Origin of the sequence: Marinobacter sp. MIT930201, from assembly GCF_047122665.1 — a bacterium.
GTDB lineage: Bacteria > Pseudomonadota > Gammaproteobacteria > Pseudomonadales > Oleiphilaceae > Marinobacter > Marinobacter salarius.
The window spans coordinates 3,942,081-3,955,335 of the sequence record NZ_CP138916.1 but is presented as its reverse complement, the minus strand read 5'-3'; the positions used below and the strand labels follow the sequence as shown (position 1 = coordinate 3,955,335).

General features: G+C 57.9%; 14 protein-coding genes. 11 read left to right on the top strand and 3 right to left on the bottom strand.

Translation table 11 applies throughout. The features are described 5' to 3' along the window. Nucleotides 1-6 precede the first annotated feature (6 nt). On the bottom strand, nucleotides 7-246 hold the full coding sequence (tusA, locus tag SIC19_RS17995; RefSeq protein ID WP_041334240.1) for a sulfurtransferase TusA: 240 nt from the start codon (nucleotides 244-246) through the stop codon (nucleotides 7-9). Between the two features lie 89 nt (nucleotides 247-335). On the opposite strand from tusA, the gene SIC19_RS17990 reads away from it, so the two are divergent. Next, nucleotides 336-620: an antibiotic biosynthesis monooxygenase family protein gene (locus SIC19_RS17990; protein WP_041334237.1), complete on the top strand. Its 285-nt coding sequence runs from the start codon at nucleotides 336-338 to the stop codon at nucleotides 618-620. Between the two features lie 20 nt (nucleotides 621-640). Here the strand turns inward: SIC19_RS17990 and rlmM are convergent, their stop codons facing one another. Next, nucleotides 641-1,717 carry a 23S rRNA (cytidine(2498)-2'-O)-methyltransferase RlmM gene (gene rlmM, locus SIC19_RS17985; protein WP_127401520.1) on the bottom strand — a complete coding sequence of 359 codons (1,077 nt, stop codon included), beginning with the start codon at nucleotides 1,715-1,717 and terminating at the stop codon, nucleotides 641-643. A 112-nt stretch (nucleotides 1,718-1,829) separates the two neighbouring features. On the opposite strand from rlmM, the gene SIC19_RS17980 reads away from it, so the two are divergent. Then, nucleotides 1,830-3,671, top strand: coding sequence for a diguanylate cyclase (locus tag SIC19_RS17980; RefSeq protein WP_127401522.1), 1,842 nt, complete (start codon nucleotides 1,830-1,832; stop codon nucleotides 3,669-3,671). Nucleotide 3,672: 1 nt separating this feature from the next. Here SIC19_RS17980 and SIC19_RS17975 read toward each other — a convergent pair whose 3' ends face one another. Further along, nucleotides 3,673-4,335 (bottom strand): alpha/beta family hydrolase, encoded by a 663-nt coding sequence (locus tag SIC19_RS17975; RefSeq protein ID WP_052479672.1) that lies wholly within the window; start codon nucleotides 4,333-4,335, stop codon nucleotides 3,673-3,675. Nucleotides 4,336-4,563: 228 nt separating this feature from the next. On the opposite strand from SIC19_RS17975, the gene ccoN reads away from it, so the two are divergent. The 9 genes from ccoN to SIC19_RS17930 all read left to right on the top strand — a co-directional run bounded on the left by ccoN (nucleotide 4,564) and on the right by SIC19_RS17930 (nucleotide 13,234). Then, nucleotides 4,564-5,994, top strand: a complete 1,431-nt coding sequence (ccoN, locus tag SIC19_RS17970; protein WP_007153696.1) for a cytochrome-c oxidase, cbb3-type subunit I — start codon at nucleotides 4,564-4,566, stop codon at nucleotides 5,992-5,994. 15 nt (nucleotides 5,995-6,009) lie between these two features. Then, a complete protein-coding gene (ccoO, locus tag SIC19_RS17965; RefSeq protein ID WP_007153695.1) occupies nucleotides 6,010-6,618 on the top strand; it encodes a cytochrome-c oxidase, cbb3-type subunit II in 609 nt (202 codons plus the stop codon). Nucleotides 6,619-6,623: 5 nt separating this feature from the next. Further along, nucleotides 6,624-6,809 carry a CcoQ/FixQ family Cbb3-type cytochrome c oxidase assembly chaperone gene (locus tag SIC19_RS17960; protein ID WP_036205261.1) on the top strand — a complete coding sequence of 62 codons (186 nt, stop codon included), beginning with the start codon at nucleotides 6,624-6,626 and terminating at the stop codon, nucleotides 6,807-6,809. Next, nucleotides 6,806-7,696, top strand: coding sequence for a cytochrome-c oxidase, cbb3-type subunit III (ccoP, locus tag SIC19_RS17955; protein WP_127401524.1), 891 nt, complete (start codon nucleotides 6,806-6,808; stop codon nucleotides 7,694-7,696). Before SIC19_RS17960 ends, ccoP begins: the two co-directional genes overlap by 4 nt. Before the next feature lie 132 nt (nucleotides 7,697-7,828). Next, complete coding sequence (gene ccoG / locus SIC19_RS17950) at nucleotides 7,829-9,262, top strand: cytochrome c oxidase accessory protein CcoG (protein WP_075196237.1); 1,434 nt, start codon at nucleotides 7,829-7,831, stop codon at nucleotides 9,260-9,262. 44 nt (nucleotides 9,263-9,306) lie between these two features. Then, on the top strand, nucleotides 9,307-9,822 hold the full coding sequence (locus SIC19_RS17945) for a FixH family protein (protein WP_091641359.1): 516 nt from the start codon (nucleotides 9,307-9,309) through the stop codon (nucleotides 9,820-9,822). Continuing rightward, nucleotides 9,819-12,266 (top strand): heavy metal translocating P-type ATPase, encoded by a 2,448-nt coding sequence (locus tag SIC19_RS17940; protein ID WP_127401526.1) that lies wholly within the window; start codon nucleotides 9,819-9,821, stop codon nucleotides 12,264-12,266. The genes SIC19_RS17945 and SIC19_RS17940 overlap by 4 nt, the downstream gene beginning before the upstream one ends. A gap of 42 nt (nucleotides 12,267-12,308) precedes the next feature. Further along, nucleotides 12,309-12,536: a cbb3-type cytochrome oxidase assembly protein CcoS gene (gene ccoS / locus SIC19_RS17935; protein WP_127401528.1), complete on the top strand. Its 228-nt coding sequence runs from the start codon at nucleotides 12,309-12,311 to the stop codon at nucleotides 12,534-12,536. Further along, on the top strand, nucleotides 12,536-13,234 hold the full coding sequence (locus SIC19_RS17930) for a sulfite exporter TauE/SafE family protein (protein WP_085680187.1): 699 nt from the start codon (nucleotides 12,536-12,538) through the stop codon (nucleotides 13,232-13,234). The genes ccoS and SIC19_RS17930 overlap by 1 nt, the downstream gene beginning before the upstream one ends. The last annotated feature ends 21 nt before the right edge of the window (nucleotides 13,235-13,255 follow it).

Below are 13,255 nucleotides of genomic sequence, written 5' to 3'. Positions count from 1 at the left end.
CTTCAGTCACTCCCCTCGTCGGATGAAGTAAACAAATTCCTGGTCATCCTCGGCGCTGTACACCAGCTCGTGATTCAGGAACTGGCAGAACCTCGGTATATCCCGGGTTGTTGACGGGTCCGTGGCAACCACCTTCAAGACGCCCCCTATACTGATATCCACGATTCTATTATGCAGCAGCATGACGGGTTCGGGGCAAAACAGTCCCCGGGCGTCCAGCTCTGCATCGTGTTCCGGTTGTCCCAATGTTCTTCCTCCTGCGATTCCACCTGAATTTTGGAAAATACGTGCTAAATTATTGTTTATAGATGTCAAAAAACAAAACGAGGTAAACAATGATCCGGGTGCTGATTGAACGTCATATTGCTGAAACACTCGAATCCGCCTACGAGGACAGATCCCGCAAGGTCCTTCAGAACGCCGTAAGCGCCCCCGGCTTCGTTTCCGGTGAAACGCTGGTCGATACCCACGACTCCAACCATCGCCTTACCCTCTCCAACTGGCGCTCCGAAGCCGACTGGCAGCGCTGGTTCCTCTCAGAGGAACGCCGGGAACTGATGGCGGAGCTGATTCCAATGATGGACCGGGACGAGATTATCACCGTGTGGCAGCATAGCTAAAGCACGCTATTTACAGGCGCTCAGTCCCTGCGTTCTATGAAGCAGGTGATCTCCTCACGATCGTGGTAGAGGTGACGGGCCCTCAGCAGGAAGTTCATTTCCGTCTGTGCAAGGCCTTCTTCCAGGATGTCCTTGCACACCAACCACTCGTCGTATCGTTTTTTCATCGGTAGTTTCAGATTGAAAACGGTATAGCGACAAAGCTTGGCAGACAGCCAATGCACGACCATCTCCGAGGTTCGGCGTGGATGGTCGACGATATCGCACACCATCCAGTCCACACCGCGCCGGGGCCTCCATTGATAACCATCTGCCTCAATATGCTCTACGTGTCCGGAAGCCATCAACTCAGCGTTCATGGGCCCATTATCAACGGCGGTCACCATCATACCCTGCCGGACCAGTTGCCAGGTCCAGCCACCGGGAGCAGCGCCCAGATCCACAGCCTGCTTGCCGCTTCCCAGGTAGTCCAGTTCCTGGCCCGGGGGCAGGAACACCTTCCACGCTTCTTCCAGTTTCAGCGCCGATCGGCTGGGGGCGGACGCGGGCAGTCGAAGCCTTGGTATACCACTGACGTAACGCGCACGATTGCTGGCCAGGCTGAACCCGACGATGGCGCGTTCAAACCCCGTCAGCAACACTTCAAGCCGTGCCGGCGACTCAGCTTTCGAATCCTTCTCCAGTAATCCGGCGCCCCTGAGCGCTTTCGACAGTGGGGAAACCCATTTGCGGGCGAAGTTGCCGAGGTCTGCGTCAGCGTTGTTTTCGGGAAGACGAATTTCAATACGGGCACAGACAGGAATCGCCCCATCAACGGACCGCAATGCGTCAATAACGGCGCCGACGCGATCCGACGTGGGCAGGGCTACGTCCGCTAAAACCACAAACCAGTCCCTGACAAACACCAGCTGGTCGATGGACAGCCGCTGGACCAGTATCTCCACCTGCCCGGACCCCGGGCAGTGAAAGGTCAGAAATCCCTGGTTTACAGAGGGCTCGAAGTAACCATAGACCCCGCCGCTGGCAGCCGAGTCGGTTAACTCCCGCCCCGCTTCCGTCTCGAACCCGGGACGACAAATTGCAATCAGTTGTTCCATTAGGCACCTGGACAGGGCTTCTCACCAGAAACCCCAAATTTGAATCTGTTTAACATATACACAGCCCGCATTTGTCTACACTATTGGGCTTTCCGCTGGCAGGAATACCTTAATGCCGCTGTACCTGCGCTTTCTGTTCCCACTGATCGGGCTATTACTGGTCACGGACCTGGCACTGGCGACCCATCCGGGAACGACACCCCATTGCCCGGCGCTGGACGCCAACGATCCGGTGCGACGGGAAGCGCTGATGAACCATGTCTGCTTCCTGAGCGCAGCACCTGACACGCCCGCACATCGGGCCAAATCCCCCCGTGAACTGCCGGCGGATATGCAATGGACATCCGCCAGGGGACACGATCTGGTATTCAGCCACACCGATTCGGTGTACTGGGTTCGCCTCAATGTTCGGAATTCCGGCGATAGCCAGAAGCTCTGGTACCTGAAGCTCAATTACCCACTGCTGGATGAAGTAACGTTCTGGCGCTCCAGCGAACTCGTTGAACCAGCCTTGACCACGGGGGACCAGCACCCCTTTCTCTCGCGGGGCATAGATTACCGGTATTTCCTGCTCCCCGTCACGCTCGGCGCTGGCGAAACCCAAACCATCACCTTGCGGATTCAGAGCAGCGGGGCATTGAACGTTCCGCTGTCGCTGAAAACGCCGGAAACGACGATCGCGGAAAGCAACCACCTTACCCTCCTGCACGGCTTCTTCTATGGGGCGTTGCTGGTCTTTGCGGTATTCAACCTGCTGCTCTTTTTCAGTTCCGGCACCGGTTACTACTTCTACAACGCCTTTTACATGGCATCCCTTGGGCTGTTCCTGTTCGCCATGGGCGGTTTCGCCAACCAGTATTTCTGGCCCGACAGTACCGGTTTCGCCAATACATCGATTCCCATGCTGATGTCGATCAGTTCGCTGGCCATGACCCTGTTCGGGCGCTCATTCCTCGAAATCCCCACCAACACGATTGCGAACAAGGTGTTGACGGGGCTTGCCCTGACCAGCGCAGGCCTGTTCATCATGGCATTCCTGTTGCCCTACAACAGATCCATCGTATTGAATACCGGGATTGCACTGCTGATCATTGCCTGCCTGTTTATCATTGGCATCATCCGCTGGCGCCAGGGATATTCTCCCGCCAAGTGGTACGTAGTGGCATGGTCTGGCATGTTGGCAGGCGCCCTGATCTATTCAATGGCTGCCTTTGGTTACCTGGCTGACTTCCTGGCGCGGGAAATCTTTATGCAGGCCGCCGTTGGAGCGCAGGTTATTCTGCTCAATTACGCCATGGTGCAGCGTTGGCGGCTATTGAATAAAAAGCTTCTGGACGTAGAGCATAACGCCAGAACCGAGCTCGAGTTAAAGGTGCATGAACGCACCGCGCAGCTTCGCAGCGCCATGAGAGAGCTGGAAAAGGCAAACCGGCAGCTGGCAACCCTAAGCCTCAATGACGCTCTGACCGGGCTCCATAATCGCCGTCATATGGACAACCTGCTGCCGGAACTCTGTGCCGAAGCCCGACGTACTGGTCAACCCCTGACCATTGCTCTATTGGATGCCGACCACTTCAAGACTGTCAACGACTCCTGGGGGCACGAGTTTGGTGATCGTTGCCTGCAACACATTGCCGACATTCTCAGGCGCCACGTCAAACGACCCCGTGATGTTGCTATCCGCTTTGGCGGAGAGGAATTCGCCATCCTGTTACCCGGCACCGACGCGAATGGCGCTCTGGGTGTCTGTGAAGGGATTCTTGAGGATATCGCTGCGATACGCGTGCCTGCGGACGATGGCAGACCGGTTACGCTGACCATGAGCGCCGGTACCGCCACGTTATCCCAGGGGGATGATGAGCGAGATCTGTTCCGGCGTGCCGATGAGGCGCTCTATCGTGCCAAAGCGTGCGGTCGAAACCGGACTGAGCAAGCGACGCCCGAGGTCTCCTGACTCATTCCTGCCCGATCATAAACCTCGCAGCTGCTGCCGCCGCCTGCTGAATCAGGTCTTCCCGGCTCTCACTCTGTCGCGCCAGGGGCCGATAATCGTGGTCTCCACCTTCCAGCCACGCCAAATTTACGTTATCCAGGGTGTCCAGTGCACGCGCCTCAACCTCTGCCTGTTTGCCGAAAGGATCACGCGTTCCCTGAATGATCTGTATTGGCCGGCACAATGACTGGAAATGATCCGTCCGCCACCGATCATTTTTGCCAGGAGGATGAAAGGGATAGCCGAAACACACAGCACCACGCACCGCGTCGTCAATGCCGGGCTCAGCAGCCAGAATGCTGGCCATTCTTCCCCCCATGGACTTGCCTCCGACAAAAACGCCGGCCTGCCCGTCGATGCCGGCGCAAGTTTCTGCAATGACCGTGCGGAAATGCCCAAGTAGTGTTGGCTGGCGGTCTGGTGGCCGCTTTTTGCCATCCTCCCGCCGCTTCTCCATATAGGGGAACTCAAACCTGACGGTCGTCACGCCCTGCGCTGAAAGCGCTGCCGCCAGGAGCTCCATGAACGGCGAATCGGCGGGTGCACCTGCGCCATGTGCAAGGACAAGCACCGGCGCTGCCACACTACTTTTCGCCCTGGTTTTGAATACGGTTACAGAATTCACCAAACCTCCGAATTATGACTATCATTAGTGTTCCGGGAAGCAATGCATCAACCGAACATCAAAAACCGCTTTTGGAGCATTCGTGATTACCCTTGTAGATTCGCCATGTTACTGATTTAGACCCAGTTGACAGAGTTTCAGAGTTGATCTACGTCATTGCAAACAGCTAATCGTTTCTCCATACTTGCGCCCGCATATTTTCCCCACTCTAAACCCATTGGTAAGGCTATGAGCACAGTAAATGCTAACCTGACATACAACTACAAGGTGGTGAGACAGTTTGCCATCATGACGTTGGTCTGGGGCATTGTTGGCATGGGCATGGGTGTGCTGATCGCATCCCAGCTTGTTTGGCCCTCGATGAACCTGGATTTCTCCTGGACTCACTTCGGTCGTTTACGGCCGCTCCACACAAACCTCGTCATCTTCGGGTTTGGTGGTTCGGCACTGTTTGCCACCTCCTATTACGTTGTTCAGCGTACCTGTCAGGCGCGACTGATCTCCGATGGGCTCGCGGCGTTCACCTTCTGGGGCTGGCAAGCCGTGATGGTTGCGGCGATCATTACCCTGCCAATGGGCCTCACCTCTTCCAAGGAATACGCAGAACTCGAGTGGCCAATTGATATCCTTATCGCCATTGTCTGGGTGTCCTACGCACTGGTTTTCTTTGGCACAATCATGCGGCGCGCCACTGCCCACATCTATGTGGCCAACTGGTTCTACGGCGGTTTCATCCTGACCGTGGCCATTCTGCACATTGGTAACAACCTGGCCTTACCGGCGGGCGCCTTCAAATCCTACTCCGCCTACGCGGGCGTGACTGACGCGATGATGCAGTGGTGGTGGGGCCACAACGCGGTCGGTTTCTTCCTAACTGCAGGCTTTCTGGGGATGATGTATTACTTTGTTCCCAAACAGGCCAACCGCCCTATCTACTCTTATCGCCTGTCCATCGTTCACTTCTGGGCGCTGATTGCGACCTACGTATGGGCGGGTGGCCACCACCTGCACTACTCGGCGCTACCGGACTGGGCCCAAACCGCGGGCATGGTAATGTCACTGATCCTGCTTGCACCCTCCTGGGGCGGCATGATCAACGGTATGATGACGCTGTCGGGTGCCTGGCACAAACTGCGTACCGACCCGATCCTCCGCTTCCTCGTGGTGTCTCTGTCGTTCTATGGCATGTCTACGTTTGAAGGCCCGATGATGGCCATCAAGACGGTTAACGCGCTCTCGCACAACACGGACTGGACCATTGGCCACGTACACTCCGGTGCACTGGGCTGGGTTGCCATGATCAGTATCGGCGCCATCTATCACCTGATTCCCAAACTGTGGGGCCTTCAGGCCATGTACAGCGTCAGCCTGATCAACGTCCACTTCTGGCTGGCCACCGTGGGCACCGTACTCTACATCGTTGCCATGTGGGTGAACGGTATTATGCAGGGGCTTATGTGGCGCGCCGTCAACGAAGACGGAACCCTGACCTACAGTTTTGTCGAAGCCCTTGAAGCGTCCGAATCAGGCTATTTCGTGCGATTCCTTGGCGGTGTGATTTTCCTGACCGGTATGCTGGTGATGGCATACAACGTATACATGACCGTGCGTCAGAAGGAAGCCGTTGCTCAGGACAATACAGCAGCGCAAGCGGCGTAACGGGAGACAGAATCAATGAAACACGAAATTGTTGAAAAGAACCTGGGGCTGATGATCGTACTGATCATCTTCACCATCAGTGGTGGTTTCCTGGCAGAAGTGGTTCCGCTGTTCTTCCTGGACGAGACCAACGAGCCGGTTGAAGGCCTTGAGCCCCTGTCAGCACTGGAACTGGAAGGCCGGGACATCTATATCCGTGAAGGCTGTCACGTCTGCCACACCCAGCAGATCCGTCCGTTCCGCGCTGAAACCGAGCGCTACGGCCACTACTCCGTTGCGGGCGAGTTTGTCTACGATCGTCCGTTCCTGTGGGGCTCCAAGCGTACCGGTCCTGACCTGGCCCGTGTCGGTGGTCGCTACTCCGATGCCTGGCAGCGCCAGCACCTGTACGATCCCCGCAGCGTTGTGCCTGAATCCAACATGCCCGCTTTCCCGTGGCTGTTCGAGAATCGCATCGATCACACCAGCACCGAGTCCAAGCTGGAAACACTCCAGACCCTGGGCGTGCCCTATACCGACGAGCAGGTTGCCGGTGCGGCCGACGAAGTCAGGGGCAAATTCGAAATCGAAGCCCTGGTGGCGTACCTGCAGCAGCTTGGTACCGTGATTTCAGATAAACGGTGATCCCCATGGATATTAACGAGTTACGCGGCATTCACTCACTGGTCATTATGGCCATGTTCCTTGGCATCATCTGGTGGGCCTACAGCGCCCACCGGAAGAAGCCCAACGACGAGGCGGCCCACCTGCCCTTCGAGGATGACGACGTGGAAAAGCGTACTCTTGAACAGGAACAAACGGAGAAAAAGCAATGAGTACCTTCTGGAGCATCTGGATCAGCGTGATCGTGCTCGGTACCGTGTTTGGCTGTTGGTGGCTTCTGTATGCCACCCGCAAGGGCCAGACCACCGATACTGAAACCAACAAAACCGTTGGTCATTCGTTCGATGGCATTGAAGAATACGACAACCCGCTGCCAAAGTGGTGGTACTACCTCTTTATCGCGACCTGTGTTTTCGCACTGGGCTATCTCGCCCTGTACCCGGGCCTGGGTAACTACAAGGGGCTGCTGGGATGGACCGCTGAGAACCAGTGGCAGGCCGAAATGCAGCAGGCCGATGCCCGTTACGGCGAGCTCTACGCCAAGTTTGGTGACACACCGGTGGCCGAGCTGGCAGAGAACGACGACGCCATGAAAATGGGCCAGCGGCTGTTCGCCAACAACTGTGCCGTCTGCCACGGTTCCGCTGGGCGCGGCTCCCTCGGGTTTCCCAACCTGACGGATGACGACTGGCTGTATGGCGGCGACCCGGACACCATCCTGACCACCCTGCACCAGGGGCGTAACGGCAACATGCCCGCGAAGGGCACCATGCCGGGCATGACCTCTGAGCAGGTCGATCAGGTGGTAAACTACGTGCTCAGTTTCAGCGACCGGGCAAAAGACGAAGAAGCCGCTGCCAAGGGCGAGCAGGTGTTTGCACAGGCCTGCGTGGCCTGTCACGGTCAGGACGGCAAGGGCAACCAGGCTATGGGCGCCCCGAACCTCACCGACAATACCTGGCTGTACGGCTCCACCTACGAGTGGATCAAGGAAACCGTGGTAAACGGTCGTGCGAACCAGATGCCCGCACAGGGTGACCGGCTCTCCGACGATCAGATCCAGATCCTGGCTGCGTACGTCTTCAGCCTGTCCAACTGAGTACCCGGCCGGGATTCTGTCCCGGCCCGGTCTGCTCAACCCTTGGCCTGCCACCTGCGGACCAAGGCTTGAGAAGATCGACTGCCCCACAGTCCACTGTGAATCAGGGCGCCACATCATCGGGAGGTAACGATGAGCAGTGAGATTCCGGTCAAACAGATTGACCCATCCTCTGACACCTCCGACAACAATAAAAACACCGGAACTGTCGAGCTATACGCCAGCCGCAAAAAGATCTACGTCAAAGGGGTCAAGAAGGGCTTCTTTCAGCGTATCCGGAATGTCAGCCTGACAGCTCTGATGGGCATGTACTTCCTGTTCGTCTGGTTTACCGTGGATGGTCAGCCGCTGATTCATTTCGATCTCCCGGCGCGAGAATTCCACCTCTACGGAACCACGTTCTATCCCCAGGATTTTATCCTGCTGTCGGGTATGCTGATCATCGCCGCTTTTGGTCTGTTTTTTATCACCACGCTGTTCGGCCGGGTGTGGTGTGGCTACACATGCCCCCAAACCGTTTGGACATTTATCTTCATGTGGGTGGAGGAGCGTATAGAGGGCAGCCGCAATAAGCGGATGAAGCTGGACAAGGCGCCCCGTTCCGCTGAGAAAATCGCCAAAAAATCCGCAAAGCACTCCGCGTGGCTACTGATTGCGCTCGCCACCGGCCTGACCTTTGTTGGTTACTTCTACCCCATCCGTGAACTCATCACCGACCTGTTCACCCTGCAGGCCAACGGTTGGGCCTATTTCTGGGTCGCCTTCTTTACGGCTGCCACCTACCTGAACGCCGGCTGGCTGCGTGAGCAGGTATGTCTGTATATGTGCCCCTACGCCCGCTTCCAGTCCGTCATGTTCGACCCCGATACCCGCGTGGTGTCCTATGATCCCAACCGGGGGGAGCCCCGCGGCGGGCGCAAGAAAGGCATTGAACCCTCGGAACTGGGCCTTGGTGACTGCATCGACTGTGGCCAGTGTGTTCAGGTATGCCCTACCGGCATCGACATTCGAGACGGGCTGCAGTACGAGTGTATTGGCTGCGCGCTGTGCATTGATGCGTGTGACGAAGTCATGGACAAGATGGAATATCCGCGCGGCCTGATTCGCTATACCACTGAAAACGAACTGGAAGGCAAAACCTCGAAGCTGATGAGACCGCGCACCTTTGGTTACGGGCTGGTATTGCTGCTGATGGTTGGCGCGATTGTATTCACAATTGCCACCCGGGTTCCGGCACAGCTTGATGTCCTGAGGGATCGAGGCGCCCTCTTCAGCTTCAATGGTGAAGGCCGGGTCGAGAATACCTACACCCTCAAAGTCGCCAATATGTCGGAAGTGCCGCAGACCTTTACGATCTCGGTTTCAGGCCTGGAAGGCATCCGGTTGCTGACCGAGAACACCCTGACGGTGGCGAGCAGTGAGAACCGGGCACTGCCGACGGTGGTGGATGTCGCGCCCGAGAAACTCTCGGAAAGCAACAATGCCATTGTCTTCACGCTTGAATCACAATCCGACGAATCGCTCGTTCTTGAAACCGAAAGCCGGTTTGTCGGTCCAAATCGCTGATCCCCTGACACCAACCAGGGAGACCAGCCTTGAGAGACAGCACTATGAATGAAAACGCACCCGTCGTTCCCTGGTACCGGCAACCCTGGCTCTGGTTCCTGCTGATATTTCCCGGCGCCGCCATTATCTGGTGCTCCATCGCCATTACGGTCGCGATAAACACCGACAACTCCATGGTAACCGACGACTATTCCAAGGAGGGTCGCGGGATCAACATGGCAATTGCACGCGACCAGAAAGCCGAAGACCTGGGCCTGACGGCAGATATGACATTTGGCGAACGGGAAATCACCCTCTCCATGGATACTGCCGACGGCCCTGCGAACTACCCTTACCTGATACTGAGCCTGTATCACCCGACCATGTCGGAGTATGACCGCACCATACAATTCCGGGCAATCGGCGAGGGACTATACAGCGCCACCCTGAATCAGCCGATTGAAGGCCGCTGGTACTTTGACCTGCGTGGCCCGGACAACCAATGGCGACTGAAAGGTGAGTCCAGCCTGCCATCGCAACGCTCCCTGAGCCTCGGTGCGGTCACAGAAGACCGCGGGTGATCCCCTTGGATTGTTATCATTGTGGTGAGCCGGCCACTGGAACGCCACCCATCACCCTGGAACTTGAAGGAGCGTTGCGACACTTCTGCTGCGTTGGGTGCAAGGCGGTCTGTGAGACCATTCGCGCCGAAGGCCTCACCGGGTTCTACCAGTTCCGCACCGAGCCGGCCGTCACCCCGAAGGCACTCAGCGATTCCGAACGGAACCGTATCCTCGAAGTGGACCATCCCCTGGTTCAGAAGTCGTTTGTATCTCCCGTTACCGCTGGCCAGGAAGCCACACTGCTTGTAAGCGGCATCACCTGCGCCGCTTGCATATGGTTGCTGGAAAACCACATGGCCAGGCAACCGGGCGTGGTGTCATTTTCCGTCAATCACAGCACCCAGCGCGCGCGACTGGTCTGGAACCCGGAGCACTCAAAACTCAGCCAGCTACTGATTGCCGTCCATGAACTGGGCTATCGAGCCCGCCCCTATCAGGCCGATGAGGCCGAGAAAGCCCTGAAAGCCGAACATCGCTCTGCACTGATCCGCCTGGCTGTCGCGGGGATAGGCTCGTTCCAGAGCATGATGCTGGCCTTTCCGCTTTATTTCGAACTGGTGAATGACCTGTCGCCAGAGTTTGTCAGTTTTTTCCGCTGGTTCAGTCTTCTGGTCGCCACCCCCGTAGTCCTTTACAGCGCTCGTCCGTTCTTCACAAACGCATTCAGGGATCTTCGCAGCCGTCACCTGACCATGGACGTACCGGTGGCCACCGCGATTGGCCTGGCCTATGTCGCCAGCGCATGGGTGACGGTATTCGGCGGCGAGGAAGTCTATTTCGAGTCCGTCTGTATGTTTACCTTTTTCCTGCAGCTTGGCCGCTACATTGAGATGCAGGCCCGTTACCGCGCCGGGCTGACAGGCAACGCGCTGGCCGGCTTCCAGCCCATGGTCGCCAACCGCATCCAGGGGAACGGCAGTGATATCGTCGCCACCCATGACCTGGCTACCGGCGACGTTATTCGCATCCGGCCTGGCGAAACATTGCCCGCAGACGGCGTCATCGTCAGCGGCCACTCCACCCTTAACGAAGCGGCTTTGACCGGTGAATATCTGCCGGAAACCCGTAGCGAGGGTGACCCCGTCCATGCTGGCAGCATCAACGGCGAGAACCCGTTGGAGGTTGAGGTTCGCCGCGCCGGCACACAGACCAGACTGTCCGGCATTTTGCGGGTGCTGGATCGGGTGCAGGCTGAGAAGCCACCCGTTGCGCTGGCGGCCGATCGAATTGCCGGCGTGTTTGTCAGCCGTGTGCTGATCCTGGCCCCACTCATCTGGATTGGCTGGTGGATGGCCGGCGCCGATAATGCCTTCGACATTACGCTCTCGGTACTGGTAGTGACTTGCCCCTGCGCCCTGTCGCTCGCCACTCCAACGGCAATAACGTCGGCAACCATGAGACTTCGCAAGCTGGGCTTCCTTCCAACACGCGGACACACTCTGGAATCCCTGAACACCATCGACACGGTGATTTTCGATAAAACCGGCACCCTGACCCGAGGTGAACTCAGCCTGGTGGATACCCGAACCTTCGGCAACCTTGATGCGGATCGATGCCGGCAACTGGCAGCCAGCCTGGAGAAACATTCGGAACACCCGATCGCCAGGGTATTCCACCAGATACCCGGTTACGCCGCCAGGCAGGTACAAAACCACTTGGGCGGTGGTCTCTCGGGACAGGTAGACGGGGCACCCCTCTATATTGGCCACCGGGATTTTGTGGAAGAGAAGGTGGGTAGCCCGGCGCCGGAAGCCGACACCTCCAAAGGCATGGAGATATGGCTGGCCACGGACCGTGGCTGGCTGGCCAGGTTCACACTGGACGACGAGCCCAGACCGGATGCAAGAGAAGCCGTCCAGGCCCTGCAAAATGCAGGACTGCGCACCATTCTGCTCAGCGGCGACCGCTCAGGACACGTTGAGCAGATAGCAGGCAGACTCGGCATTGATGAAGCCATCGGCCAGGCCTCACCGGAAGAGAAACTCCGCGTACTGGAGAACCTCCGCGACCAGGGCCACCAGATCATGATGGTGGGTGATGGCCTCAACGACCTGCCCTCCATGGCCGGTGCTGGTGTGTCCGTGGCCATGGGAAGCGCTGCCGATCTGACCCAACTCAAGGCCGATGCAGTGCTGTTGAGCGGGCAGTTAACGCAACTGTCCGAAGCCCTGAAAGCCGGCCAGGACACACGCCGCGTCATCCGCCAGAACATGGCCTGGGCACTGGCCTACAACGTCTGCGCCCTGCCCCTGGCGGCAGCGGGTCTGGTTCCACCCTGGCTGGCGGCCATCGGCATGTCCCTCAGCTCACTGGTGGTGGTACTCAATGCCATGCGGCTAGGTAGGCAGCGAGGCAACCCGGTATCCCACGCCCCGGCGGTTGGCGCCGAAGCAACGTCCTGATACCGTGAACACTGAATCACCCAATACGTTTGAGGTAGCCCTGTGCAAATCGTAATGATCCTGGTTCCGGTCATGCTGATCCTGGTGGCACTAGGCATCCTGCTGTTCTCCTGGGCCGTCAAGAACGGCCAATACGATGACCTTGATGGACCGGGCCATCGCATCCTTTATGACGATGACAAAGACATGATCCCGGACGACGCCAAACAACCCAAGCAGGATGCCAACTCCAACTCTGCCGAGGAGCCGGGCGACAGCCACAAATCCTGATGGGCGAAGAACTTTACCTGAGTTATTCCAGCGCCTTCCTGATTGGCCTGCTCGGCAGCACCCATTGCCTGAGTATGTGCGGAGGGATCAGCGCGTCACTGTCCATGGCACTGCCTGTTGGCCGGGGCTTCCGTGTTCGCCAGACCGCCATGCTGCTCGCCTTCAATGGCGGGCGGATTGGCAGCTACGCAGCGATTGCGGCCCTGATCGCGCTGCTGAGCACCAGCGCCTCGGCCTATTGGACGCAACTTGGCCCGATACTTCGAACAATGGCAGGGATACTGCTGATCCTGATGGGACTGTCCATGGGGCAGTGGTGGCAAGGCATCCGCTACGTGGAACGCATCGGTGCCCCGGTCTGGAAACGTCTGTCACCGCTCACCGCCCGAGTGCTCCCGGTGCATCATTTCCACCAGGCGCTCATCCTTGGCGCACTCTGGGGCTGGTTGCCCTGCGGGCTGGTCTACAGCACCCTGGGCTGGGCTGCCCTGCAACCCTCGGTGGGCAGCGCCGCCACCACCATGTTGTTCTTCGGCCTCGGTACCCTGCCATCCATGCTGGCCACCGGTTACGCCGCCACCTGGATACGAAAACTGCGGGAACACCAACGCTTTCGGCAGATCGCCGGACTGCTGCTGATTGGTTTCGGTATCTGGACCCTTCCTGTCACCGCCTTTTTGCATACCGGTCACGGATAGACAAGGGCTGGACTACCGGCT

Coding starts and splice junctions, on each gene's coding strand:
- SIC19_RS17990 (WP_041334237.1), top strand. CDS start 336: ATGATCCGGGTGCTGATTGAACGTCATATTGCTGAAACACTCGAATCC.
- rlmM (WP_127401520.1), bottom strand. CDS start 1,717: ATGGAACAACTGATTGCAATTTGTCGTCCCGGGTTCGAGACGGAAGCG.
- SIC19_RS17980 (WP_127401522.1), top strand. CDS start 1,830: ATGCCGCTGTACCTGCGCTTTCTGTTCCCACTGATCGGGCTATTACTG.
- ccoN (WP_007153696.1), top strand. CDS start 4,564: ATGAGCACAGTAAATGCTAACCTGACATACAACTACAAGGTGGTGAGA.
- ccoO (WP_007153695.1), top strand. CDS start 6,010: ATGAAACACGAAATTGTTGAAAAGAACCTGGGGCTGATGATCGTACTG.
- SIC19_RS17960 (WP_036205261.1), top strand. CDS start 6,624: ATGGATATTAACGAGTTACGCGGCATTCACTCACTGGTCATTATGGCC.
- ccoP (WP_127401524.1), top strand. CDS start 6,806: ATGAGTACCTTCTGGAGCATCTGGATCAGCGTGATCGTGCTCGGTACC.
- ccoG (WP_075196237.1), top strand. CDS start 7,829: ATGAGCAGTGAGATTCCGGTCAAACAGATTGACCCATCCTCTGACACC.
- SIC19_RS17945 (WP_091641359.1), top strand. CDS start 9,307: ATGAATGAAAACGCACCCGTCGTTCCCTGGTACCGGCAACCCTGGCTC.
- SIC19_RS17930 (WP_085680187.1), top strand. CDS start 12,536: ATGGGCGAAGAACTTTACCTGAGTTATTCCAGCGCCTTCCTGATTGGC.